The following is a 19,590-nucleotide window of genomic DNA, read 5'->3' on the forward strand; positions in this document are numbered from 1 at the left end:
GGTAGAGAATGTGAGTCAATTTTTCCAGATTCATCCGGAAAACCCGCAAGCGCGCCTGATCAAACAGGCTGTCGAGATCATCCGCAACGGCGGGGTGGTGATTTATCCCACAGACTCTTCCTACGCCATTGGTTGCCAGATCGGTGACAAGACCGCCGTGGAGCGTGTGCGTCGGTTGCGTCAACTGGATGAGAAGCACAACTTCGCGCTGATCTGCAGCGACCTGTCGCAGCTGGGGCTGTTCGCCAAGATCGACACCGGTACTTTCCGTCTGCTCAAGGCCCACTTGCCGGGGCCTTACACCTTCATTCTCAACGCCACCCGCGAAGTTCCGCGGCTATTGTTGCACCCGAAAAAACGCACCATCGGCCTGCGCGTGCCGAGCCATCCGATTGCGTTGGCGCTGCTGGAAGAACTCGGCGAACCGCTGATGAGTGTGACCCTGATCATGCCCGGCGACACTGACCCGCTGACCGATCCCTACGAAATGCGCCAGTTGCTGGAGCATCAGGTGGACCTGATCATCGACGGCGGTTTCGGCGGGATCAAGGCGTCCACCGTGATCAACCTCGCCGACGGCGAGCCGGAAGTCATCCGTGTCGGTTGCGGCGACCCTACGCCATTCATGGCCGAGGCGTAGATGTCTGCAGTAGAACCAGAACCCGTCGACAGCCAGGCCGGCGCCCAGCAAGAACTGCCTTTCGCCATGGTCTATGGCCAGGCGGTCATGGAAATGCCGCTGGACCTGTACATCCCGCCGGATGCGCTCGAGGTCTTTCTGGAAGCCTTCGAAGGCCCGCTCGACCTGCTCCTGTACCTGATCCGCAAACAGAACATCAATATTCTCGACATCCCGGTGGCGGAAATCACCCGCCAGTACATGGGCTATGTCGAATTGATGCAGTCGGTGCGCCTGGAACTGGCCGCCGAGTACCTGGTGATGGCCGCGATGCTTGCCGAGATCAAGTCGCGGATGCTGCTGCCGCGAGCCGAAACCATTGAAGACGAGGAAGACGACCCTCGCGCCGAACTGATCCGCCGCTTGCAGGAATACGAACGCTTCAAGGCCGCCGCCGAAGGTATCGATGGCCTGAGCCGCGTCGGCCGCGATGTCGTGGTGCCCAAGCTCGACGCGCCGGAAGCCCGGGCGCGCAAGCTGCTGCCGGACGTGAGTCTGGAAGAGTTGCTGATGTCCATGGCCGAGGTCTTGCGCCGGGGCGACATGTTCGAAAGCCACCAGGTCAGCCGCGAGGCACTGTCTACCCGCGAACGCATGAGCGATGTACTGGAGCGGCTCAAGGGCGGCGGTTTCGTGCCCTTTGTCGAGCTGTTCACCGCTGAAGAAGGGCGCTTGGGGGTAGTGGTGACCTTTATGGCGATCCTCGAACTGGTCAAGGAATCCTTGGTCGAGCTGGTGCAGAATGAGCCGTTCGCGGCGATACATGTGCGAGCCCGAGCCGAATAACGAGTTGAATCATGAACCTGACTGAACCCCGCGAGCTGGCGCCACTGCTTGAAGCCTTTCTGTTGGCCTCGGGAAAACCGCAATCGCTTGAGCGCCTGTTCGAACTCTTCGAAGAAGGCGAGCGGCCCGAACCAGCGGTTTTCAAGAAAGCGCTGACAATTCTGGGCAAATCCTGCGACGGCCGAGCCTTCGAACTGAAGGAAGTCGCCTCCGGGTATCGCCTGCAGATCCGCGAAAAGTTCGCGCCGTGGGTCGGGCGTTTGTGGGAAGAACGGCCGCAGCGTTACTCGCGCGCCATGCTCGAAACCATGGCCCTGATTGCCTATCGCCAACCGATCACGCGGGGCGAGATCGAAGACGTGCGCGGCGTGGCGGTCAACAGCCACATCGTCAAAACCCTGCTGGAGCGAGAGTGGATCCGCATCGTCGGTTACCGTGACGTGCCCGGCAAACCGGCAATGTTCGCCACCACCAAGGCGTTTCTCGATCACTTCAACCTGAAGAACCTTGACGACCTGCCGCCACTGGCCGAGCTGCGCGAGCTGGAACCCGAGCCGATGCTCGAGTTCGATGACGCACCGGTGCCGGCCGGGTTGCAAGAGTTGGCAGATGCCAGCGCCGAGCCGGAAGAGCCCAAGGAAGAAACCAGCTTCCACACGCTGTTGCTGGAGCTGGACACGATGGAGGAGGGGCTCAAGACCGATTTCGACGATTTGTTGCGCGATGGCGAGTTGACCGAGACTGAAGAGGTATCGGAGCAGCCGGAGCCGGAAGTCGAGGTAGAGCTTCAGGTTGAGGTCGAAGTTGCTGACGAAGAAGAGCAGGAACCAGAGCCAGAGGATGACATTCTTGGCGTTGCCGAGGCTCGCGAGAAACTGCTGGCCGCGGTTGCCGCGCTTGAACAACCCAAGCCCGAACCTGAACTGAGCGACGAAGAAGCCGAAGCCCGTGCCCTGGCCGAAGCGATCGAGGCCGAACGCCGCCAGTTCGAGGATTGAGGTCCGCCAAAAGATCGCAGCCACCGCCGGCCGGCGGAAAAACCAATAACCGACGGTCGATCAGCTAGTCTCTGATGCGCGAACGCTTCCATGAGCGTATGATTCGCGACCCTTTGACGATCCCTTCGTCAAACGACCAGATTTCACATCTTCAGGCCAAGGCCTGAACTTGATCACACCGGGAGGTGCCCAGATGAGTATCAACGACCAGAAAGACGACCAGGAAATCGGCCCAGCAGGCGAAAAACTGCAGAAAGTCCTCGCCCGTATCGGCGTCGGCTCGCGCCGTGACGTAGAAGCCTGGATCAGCCACGGCCGTATCAAGGTCAATGGCAAAGACGCCACCCTCGGCCTGCGCGTCGACCTGCATGACGCCATCACCATCGATGGCAAGGTGATCAAGCGCGAAGAAGCTGCCGAGTCGGTACGCCGCGTGATCATGTACAACAAACCCGACGGTGAAATCTGCACCCGTGACGACCCGGAAGGCCGTCCGACCGTGTTCGACAAGATGCCGCGCCCGAAAGAAGGTCGCTGGATCAACATCGGTCGCCTGGACATCAACACCACAGGTCTGCTGATGTTCACCACCGACGGTGAGCTGGCCAACCGCCTGATGCACCCGTCCTACGAAATGGACCGTGAATACGCCGTCCGTGTACGTGGTGAAGTCGACGACGAGATGATCGAGCGTCTGAAGGCAGGCGTGGTGCTCGAAGACGGCCCGGCCAAATTCACCGACATCAAGCAGGCACCAGGTGGCGAAGGTTTCAACCACTGGTACCACTGCGTGGTGATGGAAGGTCGTAACCGCGAAGTTCGTCGTCTGTGGGAATCCCAGGGCCTGGTGGTCAGCCGTCTGAAGCGCGTGCGTTTCGGTCCGGTGTTCCTCAACTCCGACCTGCCGATGGGTCGCTGGCGCGAAATGAGCCAGCAGGAAGTCGACATTCTGAGTGCTGAAGTCGGCCTGACGCCGGTGGCGATGCCGCAAATGAACGCCAAGAGCAAAGACAAGCTCGAGCGTATGCAGCGCAAATCGTCCCGCCCGGTGGGCAAGACCGAACGCGTACGGACCTTGCGTCCAGCCGCTGGCGCTCCAGCTGCCGGCCCGCGTCCATCTCGCGAGCCGCAGATCGAAGGCGAGCGCCCGGCCCGCAAGCCAGCGCCACGCCAGGATGGCGAGCGCGGTCCACGCACGCCGCGTCCGGCCAACGGTCGTACTGAGCGCGGCGAAGGCCGTGGCGCTCCGTCCGGTGGTCGTAGCGATCGCGGTGCGCCTGCCGGCCGTGGTACGCCGGTGGCAGACCGCCCGGCCGACACCAAGCGCCCGGCCAAACCGGCGCCGAAGAAACGCCCAGGCATCGTTCTGGTCGACAAGGACGCGCCATCGGGCAAGCGCCGCGGTGCGCCAGCCGGCTCCGGCCAGCGTCCGGGCTTCGGTCGTCGCAAGCCTGAGTAATCGGTAGGCGCAGCATAAAAACGCCATCCCTCGGGATGGCGTTTTTTTTGTGTCTGGCAGAACCGGTTTTCAGCAGGTGCGGTTGTTTGATCGTTCCCACGCAGAGCGTGGGAACGATCAGCGCGTCATCTGTATCGCCGAAAGCCTTGGGTTAAAACACAAACCGCCGATCAAACACCGGCTCATCATCCAGCGCCAACACGCCGCCAGAGAAGATCAGGTCCAGATGATGGCTGCCCTTGGCGCCTCCGCCCAACCCCAAGTGCAAACCGCAATGGCGCTCTTCGAAACCGGCATTGCGCGCATACAACTCTTTCACGCCTTCGTTGGTACCGATCCCCAACTCCTCGATGCGTCGATTGGACGGATTGGCGTCCAGGTACTTGTTGAAGTCATGTTCCAGTCCCGGCACATCGGTGGCGATTTTGCTGATGGTCGAGTTCTCGATCCACAACTCCAGTGGTGACGCGAGTACGCCGTACTTGCGGGCAAACGGAATCGTGCTGAGGAAAGTCCCCATGAACTTGACCCGGCCATTAATCGCCTCGCTATGGGTGGCAATCTCGCCGGGCGCCAGGTCGAAGTTGCCGACACCGTTGATGTCGGTCCACTTCTTGATACTGCTCAACGGGGTTTCGAACCACGAGCCATGCTCATCTTTGAAACTTAAAGTGGTGGCCTGGGACATGCGCTGGATCAAGTGGCTGTTCAACCCGGCAATCCGCTGCGGGGTGACACTGAACGTGTCGTAGAAGTAATCGCCGTAATCCTTGAACAGCAGCGACTTCTTCCAGTTTTCCGCCATCACGCCTTGCAGCGCGCGGACAAAGTCCGGGCCGTCGGGACGCGGGTTGGGCAGGGTGGAAGAGTCGTAGAAGAAGATGTACAGATCGCTGTCGACAATCGCCTTGGCCAGCAATTCGGTGGGTTCGAGGTCCAGACGCATCGCGCTGAAGCTGAACCTTGGGCTGTTGCCGGCCTGTTCGGCGATGGCGCCGGTCAGCGCCTCGTAATCAGCGGTATGGCCGAGCAAGACCTTCGCCGGGTTGATGCCGGCAACGGCTGGGTGATGTTCGAGGTAGTAAAGGAAATGCGAGATTGCACGCTGCTTATCCATGGAGTCCTCCCTGACAAACCTGGTAAGTGGCGGGCACGACCGGCCGGATCATGCCCGCCGGGATGTCTTACAGAGGCCACATCGCCGTGCCGAACGGAACAACCGCGTCGGCTTGCATCATTTCAACGGCGGCTTCATGGGTCGGTGCTGTAAACCAATCGTCGAGTTGCAGTTCAGTGTCCAAGTCTTTGTCCAGTGCTTGCATGGTGAATCTCCTAGATGACTTTTACGGTAAGAACAGCTTCGGTAAGAACAGTGGCGCGTTTTTCATTCATTGAAGAGCGCGTCAACTTGCCGGTCGATGCGGCTCGGCAAGTCGCTGAAAACCTAGTTCACAGGTTTTTGAATTGCAAAAAAATAATTAAACAATTTTCATTTGAACTAATTATTCCATTTTAAAAAAAGTAAATTTCCTAATAAAAAACAGAAAACTAAGTCGGAAACTCCTTAGGAAGCTTCCTATCGTCAATTTACAGTCGACGGCTCTCTGGATCTGATTTGGAAAGCATGCGTTACGCGCTGTAAATAAATCCTTACGAAAAGCGTGCTCAAACCCCATGGAATGCCGCTGTGGAAAGGGCTGTAAGGAAAACCTGCCGTCTGCCGCCACGATGATGCTGTTCAAGGGCTCTGGCGCGCTTGTCTCAGCCTCGATTGAAAGGTGAGATGCGCCCCATGCCTGTCGTGCAGGTGCATAACAAGAAGGAGGCGCAATGAACGCCGTGACTCATCTCCATCTCTCTCCGTGGGGCGATTTTTCCGCTGCCCCCGTCGAAGACCTGCAAAGGTCTGACTCAATTTTTGCAGCCGCCCGAGACCTTCGAGGCGGACACAGGCAATCCCGGCAACCGACGCGCTGATCCAGCGGTGTCTGGCAGCAGGGGGTTAGCGGTGTACAATGCGCCGCGTTTTAACTGTGACCCTCTGCGCAACAGCGCAAACCTCAAGGCTATCCGCCTTGTTCACTCCGCCGCGTCACGAGCGTGTCGGGTTCGATTTCGTCACAGATAAAAACAAACAGGTGACGCATGACTGTCGTAAAAACGCTGAACTCCTGGTGCCTGCGCTGGGGTTTGATCGGCGCTGCTTGAAATCGCAACCTTGCAGCAACGTCTACCGAACATCATCAAACCTTGCGTGAGACCCTTTTCATGAGTGGACAAAACTCGCATTCAGGCGAGCTTAAACGCGGCCTGAAAAATCGCCATATTCAACTGATCGCCCTCGGTGGCGCGATCGGTACCGGGTTGTTCCTCGGCTCGGCCGGCGTGCTCAAATCCGCCGGCCCGTCGATGATTCTCGGCTACGCCATTTGCGGCTTCATCGCCTTCATGATCATGCGCCAGCTGGGCGAAATGATCGTCGAAGAGCCGGTGGCCGGCTCTTTCAGCCACTTCGCGCACAAGTACTGGGGCGGTTTTGCCGGTTTCCTGTCGGGCTGGAACTGCTGGATTCTGTACATCCTGGTGGGCATGTCGGAGCTGACCGCGGTCGGCAAATACATCCACTACTGGGCGCCGGATATCCCGACCTGGGCCTCCGCCGCCGCGTTCTTCGTGCTGATAAACGCGATCAACCTGGCCAACGTCAAAGTCTTCGGTGAGGCCGAGTTCTGGTTCGCGATCATCAAGGTCGTGGCGATCGTCGGTATGATTGCCCTGGGCAGCTATTTGCTGGTCAGCGGTAACGGCGGCCCGCAAGCCTCGGTAACCAACCTGTGGTCCCACGGCGGCTTCTTCCCGAACGGTGTCAGCGGTCTGGTGATGGCCATGGCGATCATCATGTTCTCCTTCGGTGGCCTGGAAATGCTCGGTTTCACCGCCGCTGAAGCCGACAAGCCGAAAACCGTGATCCCGAAAGCCATCAACCAGGTGATCTACCGGATCCTGATTTTCTACATCGGTGCGCTGGTGGTCCTGTTGTCGCTGACCCCTTGGGACAGCCTGCTGACGACACTGAATGCGTCTGGCGATGCCTATAGCGGCAGCCCGTTCGTGCAGGTGTTCTCGATGCTCGGCAGCAACACCGCCGCGCATATCCTCAACTTCGTGGTCCTGACCGCGGCGCTGTCGGTGTACAACAGCGGTACTTACTGCAACAGCCGCATGCTGCTGGGCATGGCCGAGCAGGGCGATGCGCCGAAAGCCTTGTCGAAGATCGACAAGCGTGGCGTGCCGGTACGTTCGATCCTGGCGTCGGCCGCTGTGACGTTGATCGCGGTGTTGCTGAACTACCTGATCCCGCAAAACGCGCTGGAACTGTTGATGTCGTTGGTGGTTGCGACCCTGGTGATCAACTGGGCGATGATCAGCTTCTCGCACTTCAAGTTCCGCCAGCACATGAACAAGACCCGGCAGACGCCGCTGTTCAAGGCCCTGTGGTACCCGTACGGCAACTACATCTGCCTGGCGTTCGTGGTGTTCATCCTCGGCGTGATGCTGCTGATCCCGGGCATCCAGGTCTCGGTGTATGCGATTCCGGTGTGGGTCGCGTTCATGTGGATCTGCTACGGCATCAAAAACAAGCGCAGCGCCCAGCAGGCGTTGCAGGTCGCGGTGAAATAACGCAACGCGCAGAAACAAAAAACCCGGCCAATGTGCCGGGTTTTTTGTGGGCGATGCAATACCTGTGGGAGCGTGGCTTGCCCGCGATTCAGGCGCCGCGATTCATCAGGCATACCGCGTTATCGTTCATCGCGGGCAAGCCACGCTCCCACAGGGGCCGTATTCCTTCTGTCTATTCGCGGTATCCTGCACGCTCTGAATACGGACGCTTTTCCATGCTGGTGATTTCCAACAACGTGCATCTGCCGGATGCCGAGATCGAGTTGACGGCCATTCGCGCCCAGGGCGCCGGTGGGCAGAACGTCAACAAGGTCTCCAGTGCGGTGCACCTGCGCTTCGACATTCCGGCCTCGTCCCTGCCCGAGTTTTACAAGGAACGGCTGCTGGCGTTGCGCGACAGTCGCATCACCAGCGAAGGGGTGTTGATCATCAAGGCCCAGCAATACCGCACGCAGGAGCAGAACCGCGCCGATGCGCTGGAGCGTCTGACCGAATTGATCCTCAGCGCTACCAAAGTGGAAAAGAAACGCCGTCCGACCAAGCCGACGCTGGGCTCGAAAAAGCGTCGGCTCGAATCAAAGACCAAGCGCGGCAGCATCAAGGCCGGGCGGGGCAAGGTCGATTTTTAGCGTGCTTCACGCTCTTCCCGATACTTGGGCGCCTGTCGGTACAAGTAAACGCTCAACATCAATCCGCTCAAGGCGGCGAGGGCGGCGAACAGGAAGATCGAGGCAAACCCGAATCCTGCAGCAATCGCACCCGCCAGCGGTCCGGTAATCCCCAGTGACAAATCGATAAACAGCGAATAGGCCCCAACTGCTGCGCCACGGCTGGAGGCCGGCACCAGATTGACCGCTTCCACGCCCAAGGCAGGGAACACCAGCGAAAAGCCGAAACCGCTCAGCGCCGCACCGGCCAGTGCCCAATGAGCATCCGGTGCCAGCCACAGCAGCAACAGCCCGAGGGTTTCCACCGAGAGGCAGGCAATCGCCACGCGAAAGCCGCCGAGGCGGTTGATCAGGTTGCCGAACAGTAGTCGCGCGCCAATGAAACTGGCACCGAACAAACTCAGGGACAGCACCGCGTTGGACCAATGCTGAGTGGCGTAATACAGGGTGATGAAGGTCGCGATGGTGCCAAAGCCGATGGAACCCAGTGCCAGGCCGCAGCCATGAGGGAACACCCGTCCCAGCACATGCATGAACGGCAAACGTTCGCCGGCGACAATCGGCGCCGCGGTTTTCGGCCAGGCCAGCGCCACGCCCAGCACCGCCAGCAGCATGATGCTCACGCCCATGCTCCACAAACCCAATTGACTCACCAGCAGCACCCCCAGTGGTGCGCCGACCGCCAACGCGCCGTAACTGGCGATGCCGTTCCAGGAGATGACCTTGGCGGTGTTCGCCGCGCCGACCCGGCCGATGCCCCAGCCGATCGACCCGGAGCCGACCAGGCTTTCCGCGCTGCCGAGTATCAGGCGGCCAATCAACAGGCTGATCAAACTCAGCATCGGCAGGCTTTGCGTCCAGGCTGAAATCAGCATGAACACGCCGCTCAAACCACAGCCGGCGAGGCCATACATCACCGCCAGTTTGCTGCCCTTGTTATCGATGATGCGCCCGGCATAAGGCCGGCTGAGCAGGGTGGCCAGGTATTGCACGCTGATCACCAGCCCGGCGATCACCGCGCCGAAGCCGAGGTCGCTGTGGACGTAGCCCGGCAATACGGCCAGGGGAATACCGATATTGAGGTAACCGATGAAAGTGAACAGGACGATGGAAACGACTTGCAGCGTGACCGCCAGGGGGCGCTGGGTTTCAGACATGGGTAAAAGGTCCACGGGGCAGCAGGATAGATAGGCTGCTTATGATAGCGGCGTGGACGGTCGCAGGGCGTGAAAAAGTAAAACTAATTGCCGAACGGGATGAATCAGGATTTTGCGGGGGCGACCAGTTGCGTCGTGACCAGGGCGGCCAGGGCATTTTCTTCGCTGCCGAAGCGGGCCAGCAGGGCGGCTTGTTTCTCGGGGGAAAGGCGATTCCAGATCTCGATCATCTTCTCGGCGGTGCCGATCAGGACGCTGGCCTGGGCTTCAGTGAAATCATCGCTCATGGTGCGGGCTCGCGGTTCAGGCAGTGTGGAAAGCGCATGTTAGCGCTTTCCACACGGTCTGGCATTGCAGGTGTATCAGTCTTCTCTGTCGGCCTGGCGGCGTTCAGGTGCTTCTTTCGGCTCGGGCTGTTGGGCACCGGCTTGTTGCGTGGTTGTCTGCTCAGTTTCGTGCAGGCTTGGGAAGGGGAGATTAGGGATCTCGTGCATGTTTCGCGCTCCTCGCTAAGTCTGTTGATAGATCTGGTAGATCCGCGCTTTTAAAAAAGCCTGGGCAGGATACAGCAGGAAAAATGACAAATAGACTTTATATCCAATTGTTACGACGGATGGGATTGTCTAGACAGGTCAATGGGATAGGCGCAATTGATCGTTCCCACGCTCTGCGTGGGAACGCAGCCCGGGACGCTCCGCGTTCCAACAGCGGACGCAGAGCGTCCAATGAGGCATTCCCACGCGGAGCGTGGGAACGATCGGTGGGAGGGGTTACTTGCAGACGTCAGCGATGGCCTCGGCCAGCAGGTCCAGGCGTGTCGCATCGATCCCCGCCACGTTCGCCCGGCCCGAGCTGACCATGTACACGCTGTGATGCTCGCGCAGTTGCTTGACCTGCTCCGGCGACAAACCGGTGTAGGAAAACATCCCGCGTTGCACGCCAATGTGCGCAAACCGCTCGCGCAAGCCGTGGGGTTCAAGCGCTTCGACCAGGCCACTGCGCAGCTGGGCGATGCGCAAACGCATGGCTTCCACTTCGTCGGCCCAGCGGCTTTTCAGCTCTGGATCGCCAAGGATGGTCGCGACGACGGCGGCGCCGTGATCCGGCGGTGTCGACCACAGGTTGCGGGCGATGTTGGCCAGTTGGCTGCGGATGTCCACCAGCTTGCCGGCGGTTTGCGCGCAGACAATCAGCGCACCGGTGCGGTCGCGGTACAGGCCGAAGTTTTTCGAGCAGGAACTGGTGATTAGCACTTCCGGCAATTCGGCGGCGAACAACCGGGTCGACCAGGCATCTTGTTCCAGGCCATCGCCGAAGCCCTGATAGGCGAAGTCGATCAGAGGCAGCAAGTCGCGACTGCGCACCACGTCCAGCACCCGGCGCCAATCGTCATGGGACAGGTCGAAACCGGTCGGGTTGTGGCAGCAGGCGTGCAGCAGCACCACATCGCCCTTCGGTGCTTGATTGAGCACTTCGAGCATCGCTTCGACATCGAGACGGTTATCGCTGCCCACGTACGGGTAGTGACTGACCTTGACCCCGGCCGTTGCGAAAATCGTTTCGTGGATCGGCCAGGTCGGGCTGCTCAGCCACACGCCACGGCCTGGCAGGCATTGGGCGATGAAGTCGGCGCTCAAGCGCAGCGCACCGGTGCCGCCCGGCGTTTGCGTGACGCCGGCCCGTTGCTCGGCGATCAGCGCCGAATCAGCACCCAGCACAAGCTCGTTGATGACTTTGCCGAACGCCGCATCGCCGTGGCCGCCGATGTAAGTCTTGGTGGCCTGGCGATCCACCAGGCGCTGCTCGGCAAGCTTCACCGCTTCAAGGATCGGCGTCAGGCCCTGGGCGTCTTTGTAGACACCCACGCCAAGGTCGAACTTGCGCGGGTTAGGGTCCTGCGCATAGGCCTCCATCAGGCCGAGAATCGGGTCGCCGGGTACTCGGCCGATGGCGTCGAAATGCATTATTTGCGGCCCTCGGCGTCTTTGGCCACTTCGTCAGTGCGCGCGGCCATGATGAAGTCGTTGCGGTGCAGGCCCTTGATGGAGTGGCTCCACCAGGTCACGGTGACTTTGCCCCACTCGGTCAGCAGGCCCGGGTGGTGACCTTCGGCCTCGGAGATTTCGCCAACGGCGTTGGTGAACGCCAGCGCGTGCTTGAAGTTCTTGAACAGGAAAACTTTTTCCAACTGCATCACACCGTCGCGCACTTCGATGTTCCAGTCAGGGATCTGCTTGATCAGGATCGGCAGTTCTTCGTCGCTGACCTGAGGGGCGTCGGCGCGGCAGGCTTCGCAATGGGCTTGGTTCAATGTGGACATGATGTGTTCCTGAAATCGAGTGTTTTGAAAAACGGTCGTCAGTGGGACCACGCTAAAGCAAAGCGGCGATCCGTAACAGACTCACTTGATGCCAAAAGTCGCGGGTCACGCAGCTTTTGGCGGAAATTTCGGTGCGTGCAACCCAAGCTGCATGCCTTGTTTGACCATGCCCATGATGTCTTCGTGGGCCAGATCGAACAGGCGCTTGAGGTTCGGCAGGACAAAGTACAGCGGCTGCAGAATGTCGATGCGATACGGCGTACGCATGCATTCCAGTGGGTCGAAGGCCTGATGCTCAGGTGCGTCCGACAGGGCGTAAACAGTTTCTTTCGGAGAGGACAGGATGCCGCCGCCATAGATGCGCAGGCCTTGCGGTGTGTCGACCAGGCCGAACTCAATGGTCATCCAGTACAGACGCGCCAGGTACACGCGCTCTTCCTTGGAGGCCTGTAGGCCGAGTTTGCCGTAGGTGTGGGTGAATTCGGCGAACCAGGGGTTGGTCAGCAACGGGCAGTGGCCGAAGATCTCGTGGAAAATGTCCGGCTCTTGCAGGTAATCCAGTTCTTCGCGGGTACGAATAAAGGTCGCCACCGGAAACTGCTTGTTCGCCAGCAATTCGAAAAAGGTCTGGAAGGGGATCAGCGCGGGCACTCGGGCAACTTGCCAGCCGGTGGTTTCACCGAGGACTTTGTTGATTTCGCCGAGTTGCGGAATGCGGTCGTGGGGCAGACCGAGTTTTTCGATACCGTCCAGGTATTCCTGGCATGCACGCCCCTCGATCACTTTCAGTTGGCGAGTGATCAGCGTATTCCACACCGCGTGTTCTTCAGCGGGGTAGTCGATAAAACCTTGCGCATCGGGCTCGCGAGCCACGTATTGCGTCTGCTTCATGCTGCTCTCCTGCTAGGGGAATCGTTCTTGTTGTGTGTACAGCTATGGACCTAGAAATACCCCAAGGTGTTCGGTGTTGCAGCAGGTGATCCGCGTCTTGCGTAGGAAAAATCCGCGCTCTTCGTAAAGTTTTCGTTACGTATTGTCTGCTGTGGCGCAAGTATTGATATTTACGGGTTTGAAATGGCCTACAGGTGTCACATAATCTTGACGAATAACTTGGTGCTCGCGCAGAAAATTCCTTGCGCCGGGCCTCGATCACCGCTGTTACGGGCCTTCATATGCGTATCAAAGTCCACTGCCAGAACCGCATCGGTATCTTGCGCGACATTCTCAACCTGTTGGTCGAGTACGGGATCAACGTCGCTCGCGGCGAGGTGGGTGGTGAGCATGGCAATGCGATCTATCTGCACTGTCCGAACCTGATCAACATTCAGTTCCAGGCGTTGCGGCCGAAGTTCGAGGCGATTGGTGGGGTATTCGGCGTCAAGCGTGTAGGGCTGATGCCCAGCGAGCGTCGGCACATGGAGCTCAATGCCTTGCTCGGCGCCCTGGAGTTTCCGGTGCTGTCGATCGACATGGGCGGTTCCATCGTCGCGGCCAACCGTGCGGCGGCGCAATTGCTCGGGGTGCGGGTGGATGAGGTGCCGGGGATTCCGCTGTCGCGGTACGCCGAAGACTTCGACCTGCCGGAACTGGTGCGCGCCAACAAGTCGCGGATCAACGGCTTGCGGGTGAAGGTCAAGGGTGACGTGTTTCTCGCCGACATCGCGCCGCTGCAATCGGAGCATGACGAAAGCGAGGCCATGGCCGGTGCGGTGTTGACGTTGCACCGGGCGGACCGGGTGGGCGAGCGCATCTATAACGTGCGCAAACAAGAGTTGCGCGGCTTCGACAGCATTTTCCAAAGCTCGAAAGTGATGGCGGCGGTGGTTCGCGAAGCGCGGCGCATGGCACCGCTGGATGCGCCGCTATTGATCGAAGGCGAAACCGGCACCGGCAAAGAGTTGTTGGCGCGGGCCTGTCACCTGGCGAGCCCGCGTGGGCAATCACCGCTGATGGCGCTCAACTGCGCCGGCCTGCCAGAGTCCATGGCCGAGACCGAATTGTTCGGCTACGGCCCCGGCGCCTTCGAAGGGGCGCGGGCCGAAGGCAAGCTCGGGCTCCTGGAGCTGACGGCGGGCGGTACGTTGTTTCTCGATGGCGTCGGCGAAATGAGCCCGCGCTTGCAGGTGAAATTACTGCGCTTTCTGCAGGACGGTTGCTTCCGTCGTGTCGGCAGCGATGAAGAGGTCTATCTGGATGTGCGGGTGATCTGCGCGACTCAGGTGGACTTGTCCGAGCTGTGTGCTCGCGGTGAATTTCGCCAGGATTTGTACCACCGCTTGAACGTGCTCTCGTTGCACATCCCGCCACTGCGCGAATGCCTCGACGGACTGGCGCCGCTGGTGGAGCACTTCCTCGATCAGGCCAGCCGACAGATCGGTTGCCCACTGCCGAAGCTGGCGCCGGCGGCGATGGAACGACTCAGTCACTATCACTGGCCGGGTAACGTGCGGCAATTGGAGAACGTGCTGTTTCAGGCGGTTTCCCTGTGCGAGGGCGGCACCGTCAAAGCCGAGCACATTCGTCTGCCGGACTACGGCGTGCGTCAGCCGCTTGGCGATTTCTCCCTCGAGGGTGGGCTGGACGAGATTGTCGGGCGCTTCGAGAAAGCGGTGTTGGAGCGCTTGTATTCCGAGTATCCGAGCAGTCGGCAACTGGGCAAGCGACTGGGGGTTTCCCATACCACCATTGCCAATAAGTTGCGCGAGTATGAGGTCGGCAAGGAGCCGGGCTAAGCGGCTTTTGTGGCGAGGGAGCTTGCTCCCGCTGGGCTGCGCAGCAGCCCAAAAAATGACAACCGAATTATTGCAGGCAGATCGCGCAGGTAGGTTTTGCGGCCGCTTCGCGCCCGAGCGGGAGCAAGCGCCCTCGCCACAGGGGAACGATCAGCGTCCAGGCTGATCCTTGCCTCTTGGCGGCATGACACCGCCGGTTTTTCGTCTTCGATACATTCCCTCAATCCCCTCTAAATCCCTCAAGTCCTTTGTTTGCCGGGCCCGGCGCCGCCAGAAAAAAGTTGGTCTGCAATTTGCTTATGGCTCAGCAGTACAGCGGTGGGCGGCAAACGTCCGGCATGCAGAGGAAAGAGTGTGGACAAGTACCTTTATGTGGCAATGACCGGCGCCAGCCAGAATGCACTGGCGCAGAAGGCTCATGCCAACAACCTGGCGAACATCTCTACCAATGGTTTTCAGAAGGACCTGGAGCAGGCCCGTTCGATGCCGGTGTTTGGTGACAGCTTTCCGGCGCGTGCGTTTGCCATGAGCGAACGTCCGGCCACCGACTTCTCCCCGGGCGCCCTGGTGGAAACAGGCCGTGACCTCGATGTCGCGGTGCAAGGCAACGGCTGGATCGCCGTGCAGAACCCCGATGGCGGTGAGAGCTACGTGCGCACCGGCAGCCTGAACGTTGATGCGCTGGGCGTGCTGCGCGCCGGCAACGGCATGCCGGTGATGGGCAATGGCGGGCCGATTGCCGTGCCGCCCGAGCAGCAGATCGAAGTCGGCGAAGACGGCACCGTCAGCATCCGTGCGATGGGCGAAGGCCCGCGTGTGATGGCTGAAGTCGACCGCATCAAACTGGTCAACCCGGACTTCAAGAACATGACCAAAGGCCTGGACGGTTCGATCCACACCAAGGACGGCAAGCCGGCGCAAGCCGATGCCGGCGTCAAGCTGGTGTCCGGATTCCTCGAGTCGAGCAACGTCAATGCCGTGGAAGAAATGACTTCGGTACTGGCGCTGGCCAAGCAGTTCGAGCTGCACATCAAGATGATGAACACCGCCAAAGACGATGACCAGGCCATGGCTCGGGTCTTGCAGATCAGCTAATTATCAGAACGTCGCGCCGTAAAACAGGCGCACGAGGAGAAACGAATGCTTCCGGCTCTATGGGTTGCCAAAACAGGTCTGTCCGCCCAGGACACCAACCTCACCACCATTTCCAACAACCTGGCGAACGTATCGACCACGGGTTTCAAACGTGACCGCGCCGAATTCCAGGACTTGCTGTATCAGATCAAGCGCCAGCCAGGCGCCCAGTCGACCCAGGACAGCGAACTGCCGTCGGGTCTGCAAGTGGGTACCGGTGTGCGCATCGTCGGCACCCAGAAAAACTTCACCGCCGGCAGCCTGCAAACCACCGAGCAGCCATTGGACATGGCCATCGACGGCCGCGGTTTCTTCCAGATCCTGCAGCCCGATGGCACCACGTCCTACACCCGTGACGGTACCTTCCACCTGGATTCCAACGGCCAGATCGTCAACGCCAGCGGCTTCGCCCTGGAGCCGGCCATTGTCATTCCGAACAATGCCCAGACGTTCACCGTTGGCCGTGACGGCACCGTGTCCATCACTGTTGCCGGCAGCCCGGCCGCCCAGGTGATCGGCAACCTGCAAACCGCCGACTTCATCAACCCGGCCGGTCTGCAAGCGGTGGGTAACAACCTGTTCCTGGAAACCGCTGCCAGTGGCGCGCCGCAAGTCGGCACCCCGGGCCTGGCCGGTTTCGGCACCACGCTGCAGAACACCCTGGAAACGTCCAACGTCAGCACCGTTGAAGAAATGGTCAACATGATCACCACTCAGCGCGCCTACGAGATGAACTCCAAAGTGATCTCCACCGCCGACCAGATGCTCTCGTTCGTAACGCAGAATCTGTAATCAAGTCTATGAGGCGGCCATGAGGTCGCCTGCAACACCGTGAGGTAGGGTCATGAATCGCTTTGTATCTGTTCTGGCACTGAGTGGGGTCGCCGCGCTGGCGGGGTGCGTCGGTCCGACGCCAAAGCCCAATGACCCTTACTACGCCCCGGTGTTGCCGCGCACGCCGTTGCCGGCTGCCGCCAATAACGGCTCGATCTACCAGGCCGGTTTCGAACAGAACCTGTACAGCGACCGCAAGGCATTCCGGGTCGGTGACATCATCACCATCACCCTGAACGAGCGCACCCAGGCGAGCAAGAACGCCAATTCCCAGGTCGGCAAGACCAGTAAGACCAGCATTGGTCTTTCCTCATTGTTCGGCACTAAGCCCAGCGTAAATAACCCGCTCGACAGCGGCGACCTGAGTCTGGATGCCAGCTACAGCGGCGACCGCGCGACCAAGGGTGACAGCAAGGCCGGGCAGGGCAACAGCCTCACCGGCTCGATCACCGTGACCGTCGCCGACGTGTTGCCCAACGGTATCATCGCCGTACGCGGCGAGAAGTGGATGACCCTCAATACCGGTGATGAACTGGTGCGGATTGCAGGGCTTGTTCGCGCCGATGACATCGCGACTGACAACACCGTTTCGTCGACCCGTATCGCCGATGCGCGCATCACCTATTCGGGCACCGGTTCGTTTGCCGATGCGAGTCAGCCAGGCTGGTTCGACCGTTTCTTCCTCAGCCCGCTGTTCCCTTTCTAGGTGGCTACGTTGAATCTTAAACACCTTATGGTGGGCGCTCTGTTGCTGATGGCGGCCTTCGATGCTCAAGCCGAGCGGCTGAAGGACATCGCCAGTATTTCCGGCGTGCGTTCCAACCAATTGATCGGCTACGGCCTGGTGGTCGGGCTTAACGGTACCGGCGACCAGACGACGCAAACCCCGTTCACCCTGCAGACCTTCAACAACATGCTCTCGCAGTTCGGCATCAAGGTGCCGCCGGGTTCGGGCAACGTGCAGTTGAAGAACGTCGCGGCGGTGTCGATCAGCGCCGATTTGCCAGCGTTCGCCAAGCCGGGTCAGCAGATAGACATCACCGTAGCGTCCATCGGTAACTCCAAGAGCCTGCGCGGCGGCACCTTGCTGTTGACGCCGCTCAAAGGTATCGATGGCAACGTCTACGCCGTCGCTCAGGGCAACCTGGTGGTCGGCGGTTTCGATGCCGAAGGTCGTGACGGTTCCAAGATCACCGTCAACGTTCCGTCGGCCGGTCGCATCCCCGGCGGTGCGTCGGTCGAGCGTGCAGTGCCGAGCGGTTTCAATCAGGGCAACAGTCTGACCCTGAACCTCAACCGTTCGGACTTCACCACGGCCAAGCGCATCGTCGACAAGATCAACGACATGCTTGGCCCTGGCGTCGCTCAGGCCATTGACGGTGGCTCGATCCGCGTGACCGCGCCACTCGATCCGAGCCAGCGGGTCGACTATTTGTCGATCCTCGAAAACCTCGAAGTCGATCCGGGCCAGGCGGTGGCGAAAGTCATCATCAACTCGCGCACCGGTACCATCGTGATCGGCCAGAACGTCAAGGTTTCCCCGGCCGCCGTGACCCACGGCAGCCTGACCGTGACCATCACCGAAGACCCGATCGTCAGCCAGCCCGGTCCTCTGTCCAACGGGCAGACGGCGGTCGTGCCGCGCTCGCGGGTCAACGCTCAGCAAGAAGCCAAGCCGATGTTCAAGTTCGGCCCGGGCACCACCCTCGACGAGATTGTTCGTGCGGTGAACCAGGTCGGCGCAGCACCGGGTGACTTGATGGCGATCCTCGAAGCGTTGAAACAGGCTGGCGCGTTGCAAGCCGACCTGATCGTGATCTGAGGACGGCGATCATGGATATGCGCAAAAGCGGTCTGGTCAGCAGCAGCGATTCGGGTTCCTACTCGGACCTGAATCGTTTGAATCAGCTCAAGGTCGGCGACAAGAACAGCGATGCGAACATGCGCAAAGTGGCGCAGGAATTCGAGTCGCTGTTCCTCGGCGAAATGCTCAAGTCCATGCGCTCGGCCACCGAAGCGCTGGGCAAGGATAATCCGCTCAACACGCCGGCAGCCAAGCAATACCAGGAAATGTACGACCAGCAGTTGGCCGTTTCCCTGTCTCGCGAAGGCGGCGGTATCGGCCTGGCTGACGTGTTGATGCGCCAGATGTCGAAGAACAAACCGTTGGCGCCGGGTGAGGCTGCGGCAGCATCTGCCGCCAAGCAAGCCGCCGCGAAGGCCGCCGTGGAAACACCGATTGCCGCCGGTACGGTCGCCACCAATGGGCCGCTGTCGCGCCTCAATGGCGAGCGCCCGTTGTGGGCTTCACGCGCGGTGAAAGCGCCGGCAGGTGCGGGCGAGGGCGCACACCGCAACGACATGGCGCTGATCAATCAGCGGCGTCTGGCGCTGCCACCGAAACTGGCCGACCGTTTGCTCGCCGGGCTGGTGCCATCGGCATCGACCACGGCGACAACCGCCACCGCAACGCAGAACAAAATCCAGGTGCCGCCGAGCACCGCGACCGGTTCCGGCCCGCTGTACAACGGCGATTGGCTGGCTTCGCAAACGGATACGACCTCCAGCGGGCGCCTGCAGATTTATGGTCGTGCCATGGCTCAAATCCCCTTGGCGCCGGCGAAGAAAGCGTTCAGTTCCGCCGACGAATTCGTCAACACCATGCTGCCGATGGCCAAAGAAGCCGCCGACCGTATCGGTGTCGATCCGCGTTACCTGGTGGCTCAGGCCGCCCTGGAAACCGGTTGGGGCAAATCGGTCATGCGCGCCCAGGATGGCAGCAGTAGTCACAACCTGTTCGGGATCAAGGCCAGTGGTAACTGGAAGGGCGATTCGGCGCGGGCGATCACCAGCGAATTCAGAAATGGCCAGATGGTCAAGGAGACGGCCGAGTTCCGTTCCTACGCCTCTTACAAGGACAGTTTCCATGACCTTGTGACGCTGCTGCAAAGCAACAATCGCTATCAAGATGTGCTGAAGTCGGCCGATAACCCAGAACAGTTTGTACGCGAGTTGCAAAAAGCCGGGTATGCAACCGACCCGGATTACGCAAGCAAGATTTCGCAGATAGCCAAGCAGATGACGAGTTACCAAAACTACGCTGCAGCGGGCGCTTCCACTACGCCTTTATAGGCACAAGGCA

20 protein-coding genes are annotated in these 19,590 nt (G+C 60.1%); 12 read left to right on the forward strand and 8 right to left on the reverse strand.

The features are described from left to right. Positions 1 to 10 precede the first annotated feature (10 nt). From AC1DQM_RS18905 to rluB, 4 genes are all read left to right on the forward strand, one after another. Complete coding sequence (locus tag AC1DQM_RS18905) at positions 11 to 640, forward strand: L-threonylcarbamoyladenylate synthase (protein ID WP_007938530.1); 630 nt, start codon at positions 11 to 13, stop codon at positions 638 to 640. Positions 641 to 706: 66 nt separating this feature from the next. Continuing rightward, a complete protein-coding gene (locus AC1DQM_RS18910) occupies positions 707 to 1,465 on the forward strand; it encodes a segregation and condensation protein A (RefSeq protein ID WP_253548957.1) in 759 nt (252 codons plus the stop codon). An 11-nt stretch (positions 1,466 to 1,476) separates the two neighbouring features. Next, the gene (gene scpB, locus AC1DQM_RS18915) at positions 1,477 to 2,463 is read left to right on the forward strand and encodes an SMC-Scp complex subunit ScpB (RefSeq protein WP_064619568.1); all 987 of its coding nucleotides are present in this window, start codon (positions 1,477 to 1,479) and stop codon (positions 2,461 to 2,463) included. Positions 2,464 to 2,656: 193 nt separating this feature from the next. Next, a complete protein-coding gene (gene rluB / locus AC1DQM_RS18920; protein ID WP_018929938.1) occupies positions 2,657 to 3,922 on the forward strand; it encodes a 23S rRNA pseudouridine(2605) synthase RluB in 1,266 nt (421 codons plus the stop codon). A gap of 151 nt (positions 3,923 to 4,073) precedes the next feature. On the opposite strand, the gene AC1DQM_RS18925 is transcribed toward rluB, so the two are convergent. Together AC1DQM_RS18925 and AC1DQM_RS18930 are read right to left on the reverse strand one after the other, a co-directional pair. After that, complete coding sequence (locus AC1DQM_RS18925; RefSeq protein WP_477746668.1) at positions 4,074 to 5,039, reverse strand: M29 family metallopeptidase; 966 nt, start codon at positions 5,037 to 5,039, stop codon at positions 4,074 to 4,076. Positions 5,040 to 5,106: 67 nt separating this feature from the next. After that, positions 5,107 to 5,244 (reverse strand): hypothetical protein, encoded by a 138-nt coding sequence (locus AC1DQM_RS18930; RefSeq protein WP_477746669.1) that lies wholly within the window; start codon positions 5,242 to 5,244, stop codon positions 5,107 to 5,109. Positions 5,245 to 6,190: 946 nt separating this feature from the next. Between AC1DQM_RS18930 and AC1DQM_RS18935 the strand changes: the two genes are divergently transcribed. Both AC1DQM_RS18935 and arfB read left to right on the forward strand, forming a co-directional pair. After that, complete coding sequence (locus AC1DQM_RS18935) at positions 6,191 to 7,603, forward strand: amino acid permease (RefSeq protein WP_138866129.1); 1,413 nt, start codon at positions 6,191 to 6,193, stop codon at positions 7,601 to 7,603. Positions 7,604 to 7,818: 215 nt separating this feature from the next. After that, positions 7,819 to 8,232, forward strand: coding sequence for an alternative ribosome rescue aminoacyl-tRNA hydrolase ArfB (gene arfB / locus AC1DQM_RS18940; protein WP_007938537.1), 414 nt, complete (start codon positions 7,819 to 7,821; stop codon positions 8,230 to 8,232). Here arfB and AC1DQM_RS18945 read toward each other — a convergent pair. The 6 genes from AC1DQM_RS18945 to phhA all read right to left on the reverse strand — a co-directional run bounded on the left by AC1DQM_RS18945 (position 8,229) and on the right by phhA (position 12,639). Then, positions 8,229 to 9,428: an MFS transporter gene (locus AC1DQM_RS18945; RefSeq protein WP_018929942.1), complete on the reverse strand. Its 1,200-nt coding sequence runs from the start codon at positions 9,426 to 9,428 to the stop codon at positions 8,229 to 8,231. The genes arfB and AC1DQM_RS18945 overlap by 4 nt on opposite strands. 104 nt (positions 9,429 to 9,532) lie before the next feature. After that, a complete protein-coding gene (locus tag AC1DQM_RS18950; protein WP_007938541.1) occupies positions 9,533 to 9,715 on the reverse strand; it encodes a hypothetical protein in 183 nt (60 codons plus the stop codon). Between the two features lie 75 nt (positions 9,716 to 9,790). Beyond that, positions 9,791 to 9,922, reverse strand: coding sequence for a hypothetical protein (locus tag AC1DQM_RS18955; RefSeq protein WP_007938543.1), 132 nt, complete (start codon positions 9,920 to 9,922; stop codon positions 9,791 to 9,793). A gap of 276 nt (positions 9,923 to 10,198) precedes the next feature. Beyond that, positions 10,199 to 11,392 (reverse strand): amino acid aminotransferase, encoded by a 1,194-nt coding sequence (locus tag AC1DQM_RS18960; RefSeq protein WP_018929943.1) that lies wholly within the window; start codon positions 11,390 to 11,392, stop codon positions 10,199 to 10,201. Beyond that, positions 11,392 to 11,748 carry a 4a-hydroxytetrahydrobiopterin dehydratase gene (locus tag AC1DQM_RS18965; RefSeq protein ID WP_018929944.1) on the reverse strand — a complete coding sequence of 119 codons (357 nt, stop codon included), beginning with the start codon at positions 11,746 to 11,748 and terminating at the stop codon, positions 11,392 to 11,394. Before AC1DQM_RS18965 ends, AC1DQM_RS18960 begins: the two co-directional genes overlap by 1 nt. Positions 11,749 to 11,853: 105 nt before the next feature. Further along, the gene (gene phhA / locus AC1DQM_RS18970; protein ID WP_064619558.1) at positions 11,854 to 12,639 is read right to left on the reverse strand and encodes a phenylalanine 4-monooxygenase; all 786 of its coding nucleotides are present in this window, start codon (positions 12,637 to 12,639) and stop codon (positions 11,854 to 11,856) included. Positions 12,640 to 12,920: 281 nt separating this feature from the next. Here phhA and AC1DQM_RS18975 point away from each other — a divergent pair, with 281 nt between their 5' ends. The 6 genes from AC1DQM_RS18975 (at position 12,921) to flgJ (ending at position 19,580) form a co-directional block, all read left to right on the forward strand. Next, positions 12,921 to 14,480, forward strand: coding sequence for a sigma-54-dependent phenylalanine hydroxylase transcriptional regulator PhhR (locus AC1DQM_RS18975; RefSeq protein WP_007938551.1), 1,560 nt, complete (start codon positions 12,921 to 12,923; stop codon positions 14,478 to 14,480). 354 nt (positions 14,481 to 14,834) lie between these two features. After that, entirely contained in the window at positions 14,835 to 15,575 is a 741-nt protein-coding gene (locus AC1DQM_RS18980) for a flagellar basal body rod protein FlgF (RefSeq protein ID WP_026286705.1), read from the forward strand. Between the two features lie 45 nt (positions 15,576 to 15,620). Further along, positions 15,621 to 16,406, forward strand: a complete 786-nt coding sequence (gene flgG, locus AC1DQM_RS18985; protein WP_007938559.1) for a flagellar basal-body rod protein FlgG — start codon at positions 15,621 to 15,623, stop codon at positions 16,404 to 16,406. Between the two features lie 52 nt (positions 16,407 to 16,458). Beyond that, positions 16,459 to 17,154, forward strand: coding sequence for a flagellar basal body L-ring protein FlgH (gene flgH / locus AC1DQM_RS18990; protein ID WP_111454411.1), 696 nt, complete (start codon positions 16,459 to 16,461; stop codon positions 17,152 to 17,154). A 27-nt stretch (positions 17,155 to 17,181) separates the two neighbouring features. Further along, positions 17,182 to 18,270 (forward strand): flagellar basal body P-ring protein FlgI, encoded by a 1,089-nt coding sequence (locus AC1DQM_RS18995; RefSeq protein WP_477746683.1) that lies wholly within the window; start codon positions 17,182 to 17,184, stop codon positions 18,268 to 18,270. A gap of 11 nt (positions 18,271 to 18,281) precedes the next feature. Beyond that, positions 18,282 to 19,580 (forward strand): flagellar assembly peptidoglycan hydrolase FlgJ, encoded by a 1,299-nt coding sequence (gene flgJ / locus AC1DQM_RS19000; protein WP_477746670.1) that lies wholly within the window; start codon positions 18,282 to 18,284, stop codon positions 19,578 to 19,580. The last annotated feature ends 10 nt before the right edge of the window (positions 19,581 to 19,590 follow it).

This window comes from Pseudomonas sp. 01L34 (genome assembly GCF_056400265.1).

Bases quoted from the DNA above. Each gene is read 5' to 3' on its own strand.
- AC1DQM_RS18975 (WP_007938551.1), top strand. From the start codon at position 12,921: ATGCGTATCAAAGTCCACTGCCAGAACCGCATCGGTATCTTGCGCGAC.
- AC1DQM_RS18955 (WP_007938543.1), bottom strand. From the start codon at position 9,922: ATGCACGAGATCCCTAATCTCCCCTTCCCAAGCCTGCACGAAACTGAG.
- AC1DQM_RS18960 (WP_018929943.1), bottom strand. From the start codon at position 11,392: ATGCATTTCGACGCCATCGGCCGAGTACCCGGCGACCCGATTCTCGGC.
- AC1DQM_RS18930 (WP_477746669.1), bottom strand. From the start codon at position 5,244: ATGCAAGCACTGGACAAAGACTTGGACACTGAACTGCAACTCGACGAT.
- AC1DQM_RS18935 (WP_138866129.1), top strand. From the start codon at position 6,191: ATGAGTGGACAAAACTCGCATTCAGGCGAGCTTAAACGCGGCCTGAAA.
- rluB (WP_018929938.1), top strand. From the start codon at position 2,657: ATGAGTATCAACGACCAGAAAGACGACCAGGAAATCGGCCCAGCAGGC.
- AC1DQM_RS18925 (WP_477746668.1), bottom strand. From the start codon at position 5,039: ATGGATAAGCAGCGTGCAATCTCGCATTTCCTTTACTACCTCGAACAT.
- AC1DQM_RS18950 (WP_007938541.1), bottom strand. From the start codon at position 9,715: ATGAGCGATGATTTCACTGAAGCCCAGGCCAGCGTCCTGATCGGCACC.
- AC1DQM_RS18945 (WP_018929942.1), bottom strand. From the start codon at position 9,428: ATGTCTGAAACCCAGCGCCCCCTGGCGGTCACGCTGCAAGTCGTTTCC.
- flgG (WP_007938559.1), top strand. From the start codon at position 15,621: ATGCTTCCGGCTCTATGGGTTGCCAAAACAGGTCTGTCCGCCCAGGAC.
- AC1DQM_RS18995 (WP_477746683.1), top strand. From the start codon at position 17,182: ATGGTGGGCGCTCTGTTGCTGATGGCGGCCTTCGATGCTCAAGCCGAG.
- flgJ (WP_477746670.1), top strand. From the start codon at position 18,282: ATGGATATGCGCAAAAGCGGTCTGGTCAGCAGCAGCGATTCGGGTTCC.
- phhA (WP_064619558.1), bottom strand. From the start codon at position 12,639: ATGAAGCAGACGCAATACGTGGCTCGCGAGCCCGATGCGCAAGGTTTT.
- AC1DQM_RS18965 (WP_018929944.1), bottom strand. From the start codon at position 11,748: ATGTCCACATTGAACCAAGCCCATTGCGAAGCCTGCCGCGCCGACGCC.
- AC1DQM_RS18910 (WP_253548957.1), top strand. From the start codon at position 707: ATGGTCTATGGCCAGGCGGTCATGGAAATGCCGCTGGACCTGTACATC.
- arfB (WP_007938537.1), top strand. From the start codon at position 7,819: ATGCTGGTGATTTCCAACAACGTGCATCTGCCGGATGCCGAGATCGAG.
- scpB (WP_064619568.1), top strand. From the start codon at position 1,477: ATGAACCTGACTGAACCCCGCGAGCTGGCGCCACTGCTTGAAGCCTTT.
- flgH (WP_111454411.1), top strand. From the start codon at position 16,459: ATGAATCGCTTTGTATCTGTTCTGGCACTGAGTGGGGTCGCCGCGCTG.